General features: G+C 69.5%; 19 protein-coding genes and 1 pseudogene. 2 read left to right on the top strand and 18 right to left on the bottom strand.

The window, feature by feature from the left end; translation table 11 throughout:
• From RUTHE_RS16700 to RUTHE_RS17845, 13 genes and pseudogenes are all read right to left on the bottom strand, one after another.
• Nucleotides 1-643: DUF2163 domain-containing protein (locus tag RUTHE_RS16700; RefSeq protein ID WP_021099103.1), on the bottom strand; the 643-nt coding region annotated here is incomplete at its 3' end.
• Nucleotides 640-882 carry a hypothetical protein gene (locus RUTHE_RS16530; RefSeq protein ID WP_211217764.1) on the bottom strand — a complete coding sequence of 81 codons (243 nt, stop codon included), beginning with the start codon at nucleotides 880-882 and terminating at the stop codon, nucleotides 640-642. The genes RUTHE_RS16530 and RUTHE_RS16700, both read right to left, overlap by 4 nt.
• A gap of 152 nt (nucleotides 883-1034) precedes the next feature.
• Complete coding sequence (locus RUTHE_RS18705) at nucleotides 1035-1142, bottom strand: DUF3789 domain-containing protein (RefSeq protein ID WP_425413950.1); 108 nt, start codon at nucleotides 1140-1142, stop codon at nucleotides 1035-1037.
• Nucleotides 1129-1359, bottom strand: a complete 231-nt coding sequence (locus RUTHE_RS13855; RefSeq protein ID WP_021099101.1) for a hypothetical protein — start codon at nucleotides 1357-1359, stop codon at nucleotides 1129-1131. The genes RUTHE_RS18705 and RUTHE_RS13855 overlap by 14 nt, the downstream gene beginning before the upstream one ends.
• Before the next feature lie 3 nt (nucleotides 1360-1362).
• Nucleotides 1363-2016, bottom strand: coding sequence for a lysozyme (locus tag RUTHE_RS13850; protein ID WP_245542251.1), 654 nt, complete (start codon nucleotides 2014-2016; stop codon nucleotides 1363-1365).
• A gap of 10 nt (nucleotides 2017-2026) precedes the next feature.
• Complete coding sequence (locus tag RUTHE_RS18085) at nucleotides 2027-2158, bottom strand: hypothetical protein (RefSeq protein ID WP_021099099.1); 132 nt, start codon at nucleotides 2156-2158, stop codon at nucleotides 2027-2029.
• The gene (locus RUTHE_RS13845; protein WP_021099098.1) at nucleotides 2151-2501 is read right to left on the bottom strand and encodes a hypothetical protein; all 351 of its coding nucleotides are present in this window, start codon (nucleotides 2499-2501) and stop codon (nucleotides 2151-2153) included. The genes RUTHE_RS18085 and RUTHE_RS13845 overlap by 8 nt, the downstream gene beginning before the upstream one ends.
• On the bottom strand, nucleotides 2498-3124 hold the full coding sequence (locus RUTHE_RS13840) for a DUF2460 domain-containing protein (protein ID WP_021099097.1): 627 nt from the start codon (nucleotides 3122-3124) through the stop codon (nucleotides 2498-2500). Before RUTHE_RS13840 ends, RUTHE_RS13845 begins: the two co-directional genes overlap by 4 nt.
• A gap of 61 nt (nucleotides 3125-3185) precedes the next feature.
• Nucleotides 3186-5603, bottom strand: a complete 2418-nt coding sequence (locus RUTHE_RS13835; RefSeq protein ID WP_021099096.1) for a phage tail tape measure C-terminal domain-containing protein — start codon at nucleotides 5601-5603, stop codon at nucleotides 3186-3188.
• Nucleotides 5596-5739, bottom strand: coding sequence for a DUF7697 family protein (locus tag RUTHE_RS17850; RefSeq protein ID WP_245542250.1), 144 nt, complete (start codon nucleotides 5737-5739; stop codon nucleotides 5596-5598). Before RUTHE_RS17850 ends, RUTHE_RS13835 begins: the two co-directional genes overlap by 8 nt.
• 83 nt (nucleotides 5740-5822) lie before the next feature.
• Entirely contained in the window at nucleotides 5823-6260 is a 438-nt protein-coding gene (locus RUTHE_RS13830; RefSeq protein ID WP_021099095.1) for a hypothetical protein, read from the bottom strand.
• A 2-nt stretch (nucleotides 6261-6262) separates the two neighbouring features.
• Nucleotides 6263-7204 (bottom strand): phage tail tube protein, encoded by a 942-nt coding sequence (locus tag RUTHE_RS13825; RefSeq protein ID WP_021099094.1) that lies wholly within the window; start codon nucleotides 7202-7204, stop codon nucleotides 6263-6265.
• 24 nt (nucleotides 7205-7228) lie between these two features.
• A pseudogene (locus tag RUTHE_RS17845) lies at nucleotides 7229-7646 on the bottom strand (acyl-CoA transferase).
• An 85-nt stretch (nucleotides 7647-7731) separates the two neighbouring features.
• On the opposite strand from RUTHE_RS17845, the gene RUTHE_RS13815 reads away from it, so the two are divergent.
• Complete coding sequence (locus tag RUTHE_RS13815) at nucleotides 7732-8643, top strand: hypothetical protein (RefSeq protein ID WP_211217763.1); 912 nt, start codon at nucleotides 7732-7734, stop codon at nucleotides 8641-8643.
• A 26-nt stretch (nucleotides 8644-8669) separates the two neighbouring features.
• On the opposite strand, the gene RUTHE_RS13810 is transcribed toward RUTHE_RS13815, so the two are convergent.
• Both RUTHE_RS13810 and RUTHE_RS13805 read right to left on the bottom strand, forming a co-directional pair.
• On the bottom strand, nucleotides 8670-9302 hold the full coding sequence (locus RUTHE_RS13810; RefSeq protein ID WP_021099092.1) for a DUF6441 family protein: 633 nt from the start codon (nucleotides 9300-9302) through the stop codon (nucleotides 8670-8672).
• A gap of 5 nt (nucleotides 9303-9307) precedes the next feature.
• Entirely contained in the window at nucleotides 9308-9622 is a 315-nt protein-coding gene (locus tag RUTHE_RS13805; RefSeq protein ID WP_021099091.1) for a head-tail joining protein, read from the bottom strand.
• An 83-nt stretch (nucleotides 9623-9705) separates the two neighbouring features.
• Between RUTHE_RS13805 and RUTHE_RS13800 the strand changes: the two genes are divergently transcribed.
• Nucleotides 9706-10482: a PGN_0703 family putative restriction endonuclease gene (locus RUTHE_RS13800; RefSeq protein ID WP_021099090.1), complete on the top strand. Its 777-nt coding sequence runs from the start codon at nucleotides 9706-9708 to the stop codon at nucleotides 10480-10482.
• Between the two features lie 4 nt (nucleotides 10483-10486).
• On the opposite strand, the gene RUTHE_RS13795 is transcribed toward RUTHE_RS13800, so the two are convergent.
• Genes RUTHE_RS13795 through RUTHE_RS16520 form a run of 3 tightly spaced genes read right to left on the bottom strand, consistent with a single transcriptional unit; the run spans nucleotide 10487 to nucleotide 12921 of the window.
• A complete protein-coding gene (locus tag RUTHE_RS13795) occupies nucleotides 10487-11500 on the bottom strand; it encodes a major capsid protein (RefSeq protein ID WP_021099089.1) in 1014 nt (337 codons plus the stop codon).
• Between the two features lie 25 nt (nucleotides 11501-11525).
• Entirely contained in the window at nucleotides 11526-11891 is a 366-nt protein-coding gene (locus RUTHE_RS13790; RefSeq protein ID WP_021099088.1) for a head decoration protein, read from the bottom strand.
• Nucleotides 11892-11895: 4 nt separating this feature from the next.
• Nucleotides 11896-12921: a head maturation protease, ClpP-related gene (locus RUTHE_RS16520; protein ID WP_021099087.1), complete on the bottom strand. Its 1026-nt coding sequence runs from the start codon at nucleotides 12919-12921 to the stop codon at nucleotides 11896-11898.
• Nucleotides 12922-12924 lie beyond the last annotated feature (3 nt).

Raw genomic sequence — 12924 nt, 5'->3', positions numbered from 1 at the left:
CGGTGCGCCGCCCCGCGTTTGCGCCGCTGGTCCAGTCCAGCGTGCCGAAGGTGAACCATCCGGAACCGAAGCCACCAAGCCCCGACGCGGTGAAAGCCCGGTCGCGCAGGAGATCGATGACGGTGCCTGTTCCCTTGAAGGCCGGGTCCTCCAGATCGACGCCGCAGCGCGCATCGCCGAGCGCGGCATCGCAGGTCGCCTGGAACGTACGCCCCACCGTCTGGCCCAGCACATGGGCGAGCGAGCGCACCTCGGCGACGAAGGCGAGCCGCCCGCGCCGGATCTGACCGATGGCGCCGCGCCGCATCAGCACGCGCTGGCTCGTGTCGGCCCAGTTCACCCGCCAGACCTCGACCGCCGCGTTGTCCCAGCGGCCATCGAGGATGTCGGTCTCGGTGATGCGGTCGGAGGTCAGCACGCCTTCCGCGTCCTGCGCATCGACCGACAGGTCCGAGCCCGAGCGAACCTCGGACGCCGTCAGCCCGCTCTCGGGTTCGAAGTCCGTGCCATCGAAGCTGAGCGTCCGGTCATGGTCGGTGAAGCCGAAGGTGACGCCGTCGGCACGGGCGATCCGCCAGCACCAGGCAAGGGTGGTCGTGCCCTCTTCCAGATGGGCCTGCAACGCGGAATCTAGGGTCTTCATCGGCAGGTTCCCGTCATGCGGTCGTCGAGATCGGCGATCCAGTCCGCCCAGTCCGGCGGAACCTCCGCGACGGTCTCGGCAGCAGGTCGGCCTAGCCGAGCCTCGGCGTAGGACGCGCAGCCCGCATCACCAGCGCCCGTCGTTGCGGCGGTGAGGCGGATCAGGCGGGGCTCCAGTGGAGCGCCGCCCCGCCGAACGGTCAGCAGGATCGCCAGCGCCGCGGCCATTGCGAACCGCATCCCGCCCGCGCTCGACGCGGTTGTTCTTGTCTTCGATCGCATCGCGTTCCGCCTCCCGTTTGCCCGCGCGTTCCCCTTCCGCACGCCCCCAGACGCGGCCGAGGACGACACCTCCGACCGCGCCCAGAGCCGCGACCAGCCAGATCAGGAACTCAGCCACCGTCCCGCTCCCCGTGCGCGGCGGCGACGCAGAGGGCGACGACGAAGACCCCGAGACAGCCGCCCACGACCAGACCGGCGATGAACTCAAGCATCGCCACGGAACCCGCGCTCGATCCGGTCGCGCAGGCCGATCAGGCCCAGCCCGAGGAACATCAGCCCGGCCGGCGAGGCATCGCCCGAGCCGGCAAGCAGCGCGACGAGACGGGACAGTTCGCCGAGCGAACCTGTGGCGGGCAGCGAAAGAGACGCGATGCCGGTAAGCATGGCGAGCAGTCCCGCCCACCAGGTGAGCGAGTTGGGGCGAACGTAGCGCATGGGTCAGGCCCTCTGGATCAGGGTGGAGAAGAAGGCGGCCAGCCGGACGAGCCAGCCGGTGGGGGCGTCGGGAGCAGGATCGAGGACCGGCGGCTTCGGCAGCGGCGACGGCCGCAGCAGCGCCAGAGCCTCGTCTTCGGTCAGGCGACGGACCGGCCGCGAGAAGTCCACGCGGCCCGTGCGATCCACGGACCAGACCGGGATCGTGCCGCCGGGATAGTGGCCATGCCGGAACAGGTCGCGCTCGGCCTCCCGGCGGGGGATGATGGAGGCTGGTCGCCGCCAGTTCAGAAACGCGTCGGCGGCTGCAACGCGATTGCCGGCATTGAGGTGGCGGGTCAGCGCAGCCTTGGCGATGCCGCCAGTGTTGTAGTGAAAGCTGACCAGCGCATCGAACTCGTGCGGCGCCAGCGGAACCTTCACCGCGCGCATCACGGCGGCCTCGTAAGCAGCCAGGTCGGCCCGGAAGACCCGGAACGCCTCGCGGATCCCGGCGTCCAGATCAGCGGGCATGCCGCGCGGCATGGTGGCCGGATCGGGCGGCCCGGCCGCGGCCGTGTGGCCGATGCCGAAAGTCCAGACCTGTTTCACATCGAGATAGGGCCCGGGCACGAGTCCTTCGTGCCGGACGAGGGCCAGCAGGCCCCGGTCGGTCATGTGCATGGGATTACCGGAGAAGCGAGAGGATCAGGATCAGCGCCGCGACGCCGAGCCCTACCGCCAGGCGGTGGCGGAAGGCCTGCCGTGGATCGGTGGGTTCGCAGCGGAGGGAGCGCGCAAGGCGGAAAAGCTCATTCATCGCCGCCGCCTTCGTTGGCGCGGCGCAAGCGGGCGAGCAGCATCTCGATGAAGGCCGGGCCGAAGACCCCGACGAGATAGGCGGCCGAGCCCGCCGCCCCGCCTGCGGGGATCGCCTCGGGCGGCAGGCCGAGCCAGGCGGTGATCACGGCCATGGAGAGGCTGCCCATCCCGGCCGCGATCAGGCCGCCGAGCAGGATGTGCCGCAGCGCGTCGCGCAGCCGCATCTTCGTGGTCAGTGCGTTCGTGGCGCCGCCGAGCGCGCCCCAGGCGGCGAGGATCACGGCGGTCGAGGCCGCAAGTTCGCGCAGCACGGCCGCAACGAAGCTGCCGGTGTCGTTCATCGCCGGATCTCCAGAAGCGGAATGGAGGTGATCGAGCCGAGCCGCTCGAAATCGAGCGTCACGTCGAGCACGTCGGTGTCGAAGCGGACGGGCACGTCGAACTCGAAGCCCGCGGTGATGGCGACGCCGGAGCCCGGCGCGGCGCTGAAGGTCACGACGCCAGTGGCGGTGTCGACGGACCAGCCGGAGGGCTGCTCGACCCCGGCGAGCGCGATGCGCACGCTGCCCGCCACAGGCTTGGCGATGGCGCGCCACCAGGATTGCGCACCGGAGGCGTAGCGCTTCACCAGCTGGAAGGCGGCCGTCGCGCCGTCGCCGGTGCCGATCGTCTGGTCGGTGGGCGATGCCGTGCCCGAGGGCAGGCAGGACTTGTGGTCACCCCAGTCCTTGAAGCGGAAGCCGTGCAGGCGACCGTTTCGCGCCTCGAAGAAGGCGACGACCGCCGCCAGATCGTCGGCGCGGCGGATGCCGTAGGCGACATCGTAGCGCCGACGGGAGCTCGCCCAGCTGGCGTTCCTCTCCTCGTCGCCAGAGGCGAGCTCGACGATCTGTGTGCGCCGTTCCGGGCCACCCCGCGCGCCTCGGCTGATGTTGTCGGGAAACCGCACCTCGTGAAACGCCATCAAGTTTCTCCTTGGTTCGTGCTCTGGCCCCCGCAACCGGTTCCCACTTGCGGGGTCGCACTCACATGCCCCTCCGCCCGAGCGACACGGCGCGGGCGATGTCCGCGGCGACCTGCGTGCGGGACTGCCGGAAGCTCTCGGCGTCACGCGCCATGATGGTGACGTTGACGCCGCCGCCGCCGCCGTAGCTCTGCGCCTCCCGCCGCGACAGCACCCGCTCGCCGCGCTGCAGGATCGCGGGCACCTCGTCGTGGCGGAGGCCGGCCATGCCGCCGCCATGCATCCGGGGCGCGGCGGCGAAGGCCATGGCCGGAACCAAGCGCGAGGGCCCGGCTGAGCCGACGATGCCGCCCGCATGCAGGACGTTGGCGAAGATGCCGCCCGCCCCGGCAAACACGCCGGAGAGCGCATTGGCGATCGGCCCGAGGATGAACCGTCGCGCCGCGAGCTGGGCGAGATCGGCCAGCAGCGAGGTGACGAGGTCGCGGAAGTTCAGCTTGCCGGTCTTCACGAACTGGCCCACCGCGTTCTCGGCCGACTGGAATGCGCCGACGAGGCTCTGGCCGATGTCACCGCCGATGTCGCGGGCCTTGCTGGCGTAATCCGACAGCGCCGCCGTGACCGCCTGCCACCCGGTGACGGCGGCCTCGGTCGCGGGCTCCGCTACCGCAGCAGCAGCTCCGGCCGCAGCACCTGCACCCGTGGCGGCGCGTCCGGCTTCACCAAGCGCCGTCTCCAGGCGCTCGGCCGCAGCAGTCGTCTCGGCCAGAGCGTCGGCGCCGTCCTCGTCGGTGCCACGCACCGCGTCGCGCAGGGCCTGCCAGCTTTCCAGCGGCGCGCGGGCCCCGTCGGCCAGATCGCGCGCGGCCCCGCGATAGAGGTTCGCGGATTCGAGCGCCCTGTTCGCCGCCTCGGTCAGACCGAGATCGGGCGCGGTGAGCGGGTTGTCCTCGAAGGCCCGGTCGAACGCCGCCTGCGCCGCCGTCGTGGCAGCGCTGGCCGCCCCTTCGAAGCGGTTCTCGATCTCGCCGAGGTCGAGGTCGGGTACCAGCGAGATGCGCCGCTCGGACCCGAGCGCTTCCAGCCCCTGGTTGATCCCGCCAATGAAAACGTTGATGCGCGAGACCACGCCGTTCAGCATCGCCTCGACGCCGTCGACGAGGCTGTTGGCCGCCTGGAACGCGAGATCGCCGATGGCGGCGGGCAGCAGGCCCCAGATCGCCTTGATCGCCTCGTAGGCGCCCTCGAACGTATTCGCCGCCGTGTTCCCGAAAGCCACGACGCTCTCGATGGCGCTCTGCATGCCCGAGGCGGCGTCGGCCTTCAGGTCGAAGAACATCGCCGTGGCGGCCGCGCCCGCCGCAGCCGCGCCCATGCGGATCCGCTCCCAGACCTCGACCGCGAGGTCCTTCAGCAGCGACATCGCCTCGCCGAACCCACCCGCACCGGAGACGAGGCGAGTGAATTGATAGACGAGCTCGCCCGCGCCGACGATCAGCGCGCCGATACCGGTGCGGATGAGCGCCCCGCGCAGGACGACCAGCGCCGTGGCGAGGCCGCGCACGGAGAGCGCCGCGGCAGCCATGCCCGCCACCCAGCGGCCTGCGAGGAAGGCGGCGAAGGTGGCGGCATAGGTGGTCAGGCGGCCGATGTTGTCGAAGAGGCCGCGGATCGCGATGCCGAGCGGCCCGGTGCGGCCGGCGACCGCCGCCATGGCGTCGGCGACAGCTTCCAGCGCGGGGGCCGCGGCGACCGCCAGCTGGTTCGAGAGGCCGCGCCAGATCAGCCCGAGCCGGGAGATGGCGTCGTTCGTCCGCTCGATCTGGTCGGCGTCCTGTTCGGAAACGACGACCCCGAATGCGAGGACATCCTCGGTCGCCTGCCGCAGCGTCGCGGTGTCGATCCGCGACATGGCGATGGATCCTTCCTCGCCGAAGAGCTGCCCCGCGACGGCGGCGCGTTCGGCGGCAGGCACGAAGCTCTCGATGGCTGCGTTGATGGCGCCGACGCGCTGGTCCAGCGGCAGGGCGATCAGCTCCTCGGCCGAAAGCCCGAGCCGGTCGAGCGCGTCGGCGGCGGGACCGGTCCCGGTGGCCGCCTGGCTGAGACGGCGGGTCAGATCCTTCGTGGCCTGCTCGATGCCGGACATCGACACGCCCGCCAGCTCGCCCGCGCGCTCCAGCGTCTGGATCGAGGCGACCGTGGTGCCGAGGGACTGCGCGAGCTTGGCCTGCGCATCGACCGTCTGCAGGCCGGACCGGATCATCGCCACGCCAGCGGCCGCTGCGGCGGCGACGGCGGCGGCGGCAGCCACAGCTACACGGCGAGAAAACGCCGCAAGCCGGGCGTTGGCCGCTTCCATCTCGCGGCTCAGCCGTCCGAAGCCGCGCGACCCGGCCTCGCCGACACCTTCCAGTTCGGCGCGGACCTGGCGGCCGCCCACGGCCGCGAGGCGGACGCTGAACCTCTTCTCAGCCATGGGAGTGATCCATCTGTTCGTTGAGCTTCGCGACCATCACCGCTTCGATGACAGGCAGCAGTTCGGCCATGGCGAGCGGCGGCACGGCGAGGGCGTCACCGAGCGCGAGCGCCGCCGACATGTCCCAGCCGATCACCGCGCCGGGCAGGACGCGCAGCTGTCCGCCGAGACGGCCGACAAGGTCCCAGACTTGCCAGCCTTCATGGGTCAGCGGCCGGTTCAGCCGCGCCGGGCAGTCCGGGCAGGTTTGCGGGCAGGCTTCGCAGTAGCGCTCGCCCCCGCCGAAGGACCATTCGGCGAGAGCGCGGAGGCGTTTTTTTCCTGCTCCAGCAGCAGGCCCTTGGAGACGTAGGTCAGCTGGAAAGCTTCGAAGATTGGCCAGACGTCGAGCAATGCGTCGATGGCTTCGGGGCTCGGGTCGATGGGCTTGCCGTCCGCATCGCCGATGCCCTCCCAGGCGAGCACCGCCCGCCGCGCCAGCGCCTTGGCGAAAGCGACGGCGCGCTCCTCGTCAGACGCCTCCTCGGGCACCGCCTCGACGGCCGGGTCGCTGCGGGTCGCCACCATCAGCGCGGTGGTCAGCGGGCGGAGCTGCACCCGGACGCCGGGGGCGAGGTCATGCCAGCGCGGCGCGTTGGTCAGGTCGAGCGTCAGCATCCTCAATACACCTCTATGTCATTGATCAGGGTTGCGGTGCACATCCGGCCGATGACGCTGTCGCGCGCGGCCTGCCAGTCGAAGGTCGCCTGGACGCCCTGCGGCCCCGAAATCTCGATGCGCGGGCGCGGCAGGTAGACGGCGTGCACGGTGAAGGTGAAGCTCTCGCCCGAGGGCAGCGAATATCCGAACTCCATCTCGCAGGCCTCGCCGTTGATGGCCTGCGTCACCAGCGTCTGGTCGGCGAAGCGGACCTCGATCCGACCGGTCAGCGCGGCAATGGACGGGTCCGCCCCGTCGATGCGGCCGTCCGAGCGGATGGTCTCGATCCGGTCGAGGTTGTTGGCGTAGGTGATCTCGGCCGAGACCACGTTGCCAAGGGCGGTGCCGTTCCGGGTGATCGCCCCGTTGAAATGGCCGAAGCGCTTCAGTTCCAGCGCGGCGGGCGTCCCGGCGCTGGTGGTCGTGCCGACCGTCTCGCCCTGCGCCACCAGCCGCGCCGTGGCGGTCAGGAGCCCGGAGCGCTGCATCTGCCAGCTGAGCTGGTCGAGCACGCAGCCCGAGTACATCGCATAGCGGGGCACCTCGGGCATGCCGGTCTCGATCGACATGCTGGGCAGCGTCCAGGACCCCGACTGGAACTCGTGGCTGTACGGGGCCTCCGCGCCACTGGTCGTGGGTGTCCCGAACGCGGCCTTCAGCCAGAAGCCGAAGGCCTCGGCGTCGAGCGGCACGACGACATCGCCATCGGCCGTCACCGCGTCCTTGATCGGTGCCAGCGGATCGCGGCCGTAACCCAGAAGCTCCGAGTTCAGCAGCGGCTGCTCCGCCCCGAGCGAAGTGCTGGCGAAAGGCATGCGGGTGAAGCCGCCCACGGGCGGCGTTCCATAGGTCGTCTCGAACGCAAGCGCCATCTGCGCCCGCGCCCCCTGGGCTCGTGCCATGGTGTTCTCCTGTGGTCGGTTGGATCAGGCCAGCGGGTCGGCCGTGGAATAGTGCAGCACCACCGGGATCACGGCGGCCTTCAGGCTGGCCGCGCCCTCGACCGGCAGGTCTACGGGGCGGGGCTTCCGCCTCGACCCAGTCGCAGAGCCCGCCCAGCGTCCGGTCGGCGGCGAGCGCCGCGCCAATGCTGGCGGTCAGCCTGTCGAAGTCGGCGTCCCGATCGGCGCCCTGCACGACTGCCTCGATCTCGGCCCGATGCTGGTAGTGGTAGGCGAGCGGCGACAGGGTCACTTCCGGTTCCCCCGGCTCGCCATCACGCAGGATCAGGAGCCCCTCGGCCGGGATGCGCTCGGGCAGCACCTCGCCGCGGAGGGCAGTGGCGGGCAGCGCCGACAGCCGCGCGTGCAGCGCGGCGAGGATGGTTTCGCGGGAGGTGGGCACCGCGGGACCTCAGGTTGGAGACGTACTTGCCGAATTGCCAAGTTGCTAATTTCCGATCAGGTTCAGGGGCATGCGTGTATCCGACATGATGAAACCCGACGGGCGAGTCTTCCTTAAGAGCGAATGGGCTCAGATCAGCGACGAGTGGCCCTGTGTGTCCTTCACCAAGCGGTCAGTCGGCGATCGCCTCAGGCGCGAGTTCGTGGCAGGTCGAGACGTTCTCGTTTACGTCGGCACGACCAGCACCGAAATGACGCGGCTGCCGGAACACCGAAGCCGCCTGATTTCGGCAGTGACCATCGAGCCCAACCAGATCCTCGAGACGCGCAAGATCGTACCTCCGGACGTCTGGGCGAACTCGAATGCACAATGGGGCGATCGCTGGCCCCACTCGATGGCGGTGCTGGCAGCCGCAAACATGGTCGGGCCGCCTTTTCCGGCCGCACACGACACGATCCCGATTGCATACCGATCATTTTCCGAGATCGCCAACAGGGGCGCAGTCGTCGAAGCGACCGGCACCGAGCGAGAGGCCGTGATGGCGCTCGAAATCGAGCCCATCACCCTGAACCTTCGCGAAGACGTCACCAACTACCTCGAGCTGCGCAGCAGCGTGTCGGCAGAGATCGAACCATCGGTCAAGAAAGAAGCCTATCGGATGGCGATGCTGATCATCGAGCGCGTCAAACGCGGTGGTGAGACCGGTGTGAAAGTCAATCCGCTGCGATCAGCTCCAAACCTTTCCGATCTCAATGCCCTCCTAGTCCGCAAATGGGGCGAACAAGGTGGACGATGCGCGCTGTGTGGTGGCGCACTCGTCGCCGATGGAGGCAACAAGATGCTGCAGCCCTCCGCGGATCGAACAGACAGCGCCAACGGCGCCTACGACGATGCAAATGTCGCGATCACGCATCTCGCGTGCAATCTGGCCAAGAACAAATACGGTCTGGACGAGTTCGAGGACTGGCTGTCGATACTCAGGGGCGTAGACCTTTGATCTCGTGGCACACTCAGTCGAGATCGCTATCGGATCCTCCCCTCCACCCAGTTCGCGACGATCAAACCCGGCACGCTGTCGAACGCTCTTTCAGCGTCGCGGTCCAGGTCGAGCCGCTTCGGCAGCTTGACCTGCGGGACCAGCAGGAAGATCGGCACCGTCGTGCGCCCACGGCCGGTCTTCGACCGCGAAGCGACACCGTGCCCTCGGCTGTTCAGTCGCCCTTCCACCACAAGCAGGCTCGGCCCGCGCCGACGGTAGACGAAGCGAAGGCGAAGCCCGCGACGGCGTTCCCATTCGCCGGGGGTGATCCTGCCGCCGCGCAGGCCGCGTCCGGCGGCTGGCGTCGGGATCGCAAGCCAGAACCTGTCCTTGGAGCGGATCAGCGGCCCGGTGTCGTGAGCGCCGACGATGGCGGGCGCCTTGGACCACACGAGCGCCGCGGCGTTCAGGCTCTCGCCGGCCTTCGGGAAGGTCTGGCTCCGGATCGAGTTGGCGAGCCGCCGGCCGAGCCCCGCGCCGGTGATCTGGCCGCGCCAGGCGGTCTTGAGCCCGGTTCCGGCCTCGCGCATGGCGGCGGTGACGGCCTTTTCGCCCGCCTTCACCTCGGCCGCCATGGCGGCGACGAGGTCCGGGCTGATGTCGAGCTTCAGCTTCATCGGTGTCAGGCCGGGCGCAGGTCCACGGTCCAGACGAGCCGCTCGCGGTCGCGGACGGGCTCGCCCTGGATGAGGAAGGGCTCGCCGTCGATCTCGATGCGGTCGCCGGGACGCGGGCTCGCCACCTCGGCGAGGCGCAGATCCAGCCGGGTGGTCTCCGACCAGATGCGCGCATCTCCGAAGCCGGTCACGTCGTCGGGCCGCCGCAGGATCGCGCGGACCAGCGAAGGCGCGCCGCCCTCGGCGATGAAGACGATGTCGCGCGAGAGATGCGCATCCGCGAAGAGCGCGTCAAGGGCGGATGCGAACGCGCTGGTCATGGCTATACTGCTCCCATGAAACAGGAATCGATTTTGAGCGCCCGACGAGGATCCGAGCCGTTCAGGCGCTGTCAGAGGCGTTCATGCGCCAGCACCCGGACACGTCCCTCGACCCGAAGGGCTACGTTGCAGATTTTCACGACACCCTGCTTCCGCAGGTCACGCTGGAGGATTTCGAAGCAGACCTGTCGTCGGGGGACGGCAACGAACTGGAGAACAAGTTCCGAGCGGCCCATTCTTCATCAGGGCTGGCGGTCAACTGCTTCGCGCCGTTTCGGAGCCGGATCGCCGACCTCGCCATGCCGATGGGTGCCGGTTTCGACGATCTTCGCTTCGAACGGAAATGCCCCACCGGACTCCGCGGTGGCCGTGCTCCCAACCTCGACGTCGTGCTTTCGGGCCCCGGCGGTGTGGTCGGGATCGAGTCCAAGCTGACCGAACACCTGTCGGCCCACCAAGCCGAATTCTCGCCCGCATACGAGGAGCAGATCAGGGACGCGCGGCGCGACCAGGGATACTTTCGCGAGATGCTCCGCCTCCGGGATCGCCCGGACCAGTACACCTGGCTCGACGCTGCACAGCTCATCAAGCATGCCTTCGGTCTGGCTCGCACCTTTCCAGACCGCCCCGTGACGCTGTTCTATCTGTTCTGGGAGCCTGCGAACCCGGGCGCCGGTCCGGAGTTCGCCGCCCATCGAGACGAGATCGACGAGTTCAGGTCGCGCGTGGCAGGATCATCGCCGGCGTTCGAGGCGATGAGCTACCCGGAACTCTGGTGCTTCTGGCAGGATACCGAACCGGCCGACTGGCTGGTCCGGCATCTCAGCGATCTTCACGCCCGATACGGCGTAACGCTCTGACTCGTCAGGTCCGCCTTGCCGAGCGCAGCACCTGCGGGCGAGTGCAGATCGGCAGCGGGTTGCTCTCGATCTCGAGCCGCACCCATTCGTCGCGATCCCGGTCGGTGATCGTGCGCGCGTAGAGCGGCTGGCCAAGGGTGTTCACCGTCTCGAAGGTGTCGGCGGGGGCGTAACAGATCTCGAAGAGCCCCTCGATGCCCTCGGGATAGAAGAACGCCTTGTCGGTCGGGACCGTGAAGCCGACGCCGCCCCGGTAGCGGCGGAAGGTGATGCCGCCGAAGCTGACCTCGTCGGCGACGCGGCCCCGCAGATCGGCCGCCGCGGCGGTGTTGAGATAGGTCTCCCGCACCTCCTTGTGGGCCACGAGATCAGCAAAGAAGGCCGAGCCGCATTCGGCACGGATCTGCACGGCCCCGGCCGAAAGCCCGCCCATCGAGTCTTCGACGCTCTCGATCAGCGCCTGGCAGCGCTTCCGTAGCGCCCCGGAGGCCGGGCTCGCATTGTCGAGGTCGAAGTCGATCTCCGCGGCGGGCGATATGCCGAACTCGGTGAAGTAGTTCACGACCGTGGCGTGGTCCTTCGGGTCCTTCACCAGCCCCTGGATGCCGTTCAGCAGGTGGTACTCGAAGGTGGTCTCGGCGTCCTGGCGGAGCTTCCTGAGCCGATAAGCCACCTCGGTCTGCACCTGCTGAGTGGCGCTCTCCGACCCGAAGTCGCGGACGGACTGGATCTCGGAGGCCCAGAGCACGTCCTGCTTCTTGAACTGCCGGCAGACGAAGGCGCGCATCTCGCGCCGGTCGGGCACCTGTTGCTCGTAGGCTGAGCCGCGCTCGGAGAACGGGATCAGCGAGAGCGTGCCGTCGCGGCTCTCGATCACGACGGTGCGCGAGCGCACGCCGCGCGGGCTGAAGAGGTTCGATCCCGAGAGCAGCGCAGGCTTGTAGGGGATGTTCTCGAGCGCGCGGGTGAGCTCGACGATGGTGAAGGCATCGCCTTCGAAGATGTCCATGGTGGCCATGAGGATGCCTCCTGTCGGGATTGGGTCAGCGGACGAGAATGCCCGCGGCGAGGAGCGCCGTGTGGGCGGCCGCGATCTCGCCCGCGCTGGGCGTGCCGGCGAAGACGAGGTCGTGGCGATTGACGATGGCGGGGCCGCGAACGACCGCGACGGCAGGCGCATCGCCAGCGCTCGCATCCGCCTTGCCCCAGAGAACCGCGACGGCGGTCTCGGTGCCGTCGACGGCGGCCGGGTCGTGGGCAGCGTACTTGCCCGAGGCGGTGATCTTGCCGAGCACCGTGCCGGGCTCGAGCGTGCCCGCCGCGACGGTGATCGTCTCGCGGGTGTAGTCGCGGAAGGCCTCCCAGACGAGGAAGTCGCCGGGGTGTTTCCCTTCGACCAGCGTGGTCATGATGTCATCCTTTCAACTTGAAGGTGCGGGCGACGATCTCGCCCCAGGGGCGCGCGGCCGAGGAGCGGCCGGGCTGCGGGTGATGGGGCGCGATCTCGGGCTCCGCCTCGGCCTTGGCGGCGAGGAGCGCCGCGCGCACCGCGTCGAGGCTGGCGTCCTCTTCGAGGAAGCGGCCGGCCATCTGCGGCTGGCCCGCGAGACGGCAGAGATCGACGACGGCCCGCGCATGCCCGATGGCCTCTGCCCGGATCGCGTCCGGGTCCGGCGGCGCGCCACTGGGCGGCAGCGTCACGGCCGACGGCCGCGGGTCGTCGGAGGTGGCGGCCGGCTCGTCCTTGGCGCCCTCGACCGGGTCGCCTTCGGCGGCGGCGTCGGTATCCTCGTCCGCTTCGATCTCCCGGCCGTCGCACTCAGCGTTGGGCTCCGGCTCGGCTTCGATAGCTTCAACCAAATCCGGCGGCGCGTTGCGAAAGCGGCCGATGTCGAAGCGCGCGGCGATCCGGACGGGCTCGATCAGCCGGTCTGCGAAGCCCTGCGCCACCGCGTCCGACGCGTCGAACCAGGTCTCGGCGGCCATGAGCGCGGAGACGTCGTCCGGCGTCCGGCCGGATTTCGCGGCGTAGCCGGAGACGAGGCTGCCTTTCACCTTGTCGAGCGCCTCGGCCATGGCGCGCATGTCCTCGGCCGTGCCCATGACGAGGCCGGCCGGGTCGTGGATCATCAGGAAGGCGTTCTCAGGCATCACGATCTCGTCGCCCGCCATCGCGATGTAGGAGGCGGCTGAGGCGGCGATGCCGTCGATCCAGACCGTGACCGTACCCTCGTGCCGCTTCAGCGCGTTGTGGATCGCGACTGCGTCGAAGACCGACCCGCCAGGGCTGTTGAGCCGCAGATCGACCGGCGTGCCCTCGGGCAGCGCGCCCAGTTCGGTCAGAAAGCCCTTCGCCGAGACCCCGTAGGCGCCGATCTCGTCATAGATCGCCACTTCCGCACCCGTCCCCCGGGCGCGGATCGCATACCAGTTTGCCATGTC

Source organism: Rubellimicrobium thermophilum DSM 16684 (genome assembly GCF_000442315.1).
In the GTDB taxonomy this organism is placed as follows: Bacteria; Pseudomonadota; Alphaproteobacteria; order Rhodobacterales; family Rhodobacteraceae; genus Rubellimicrobium; species Rubellimicrobium thermophilum.
This window is presented reverse-complemented; position numbering and strand designations above follow the sequence as displayed.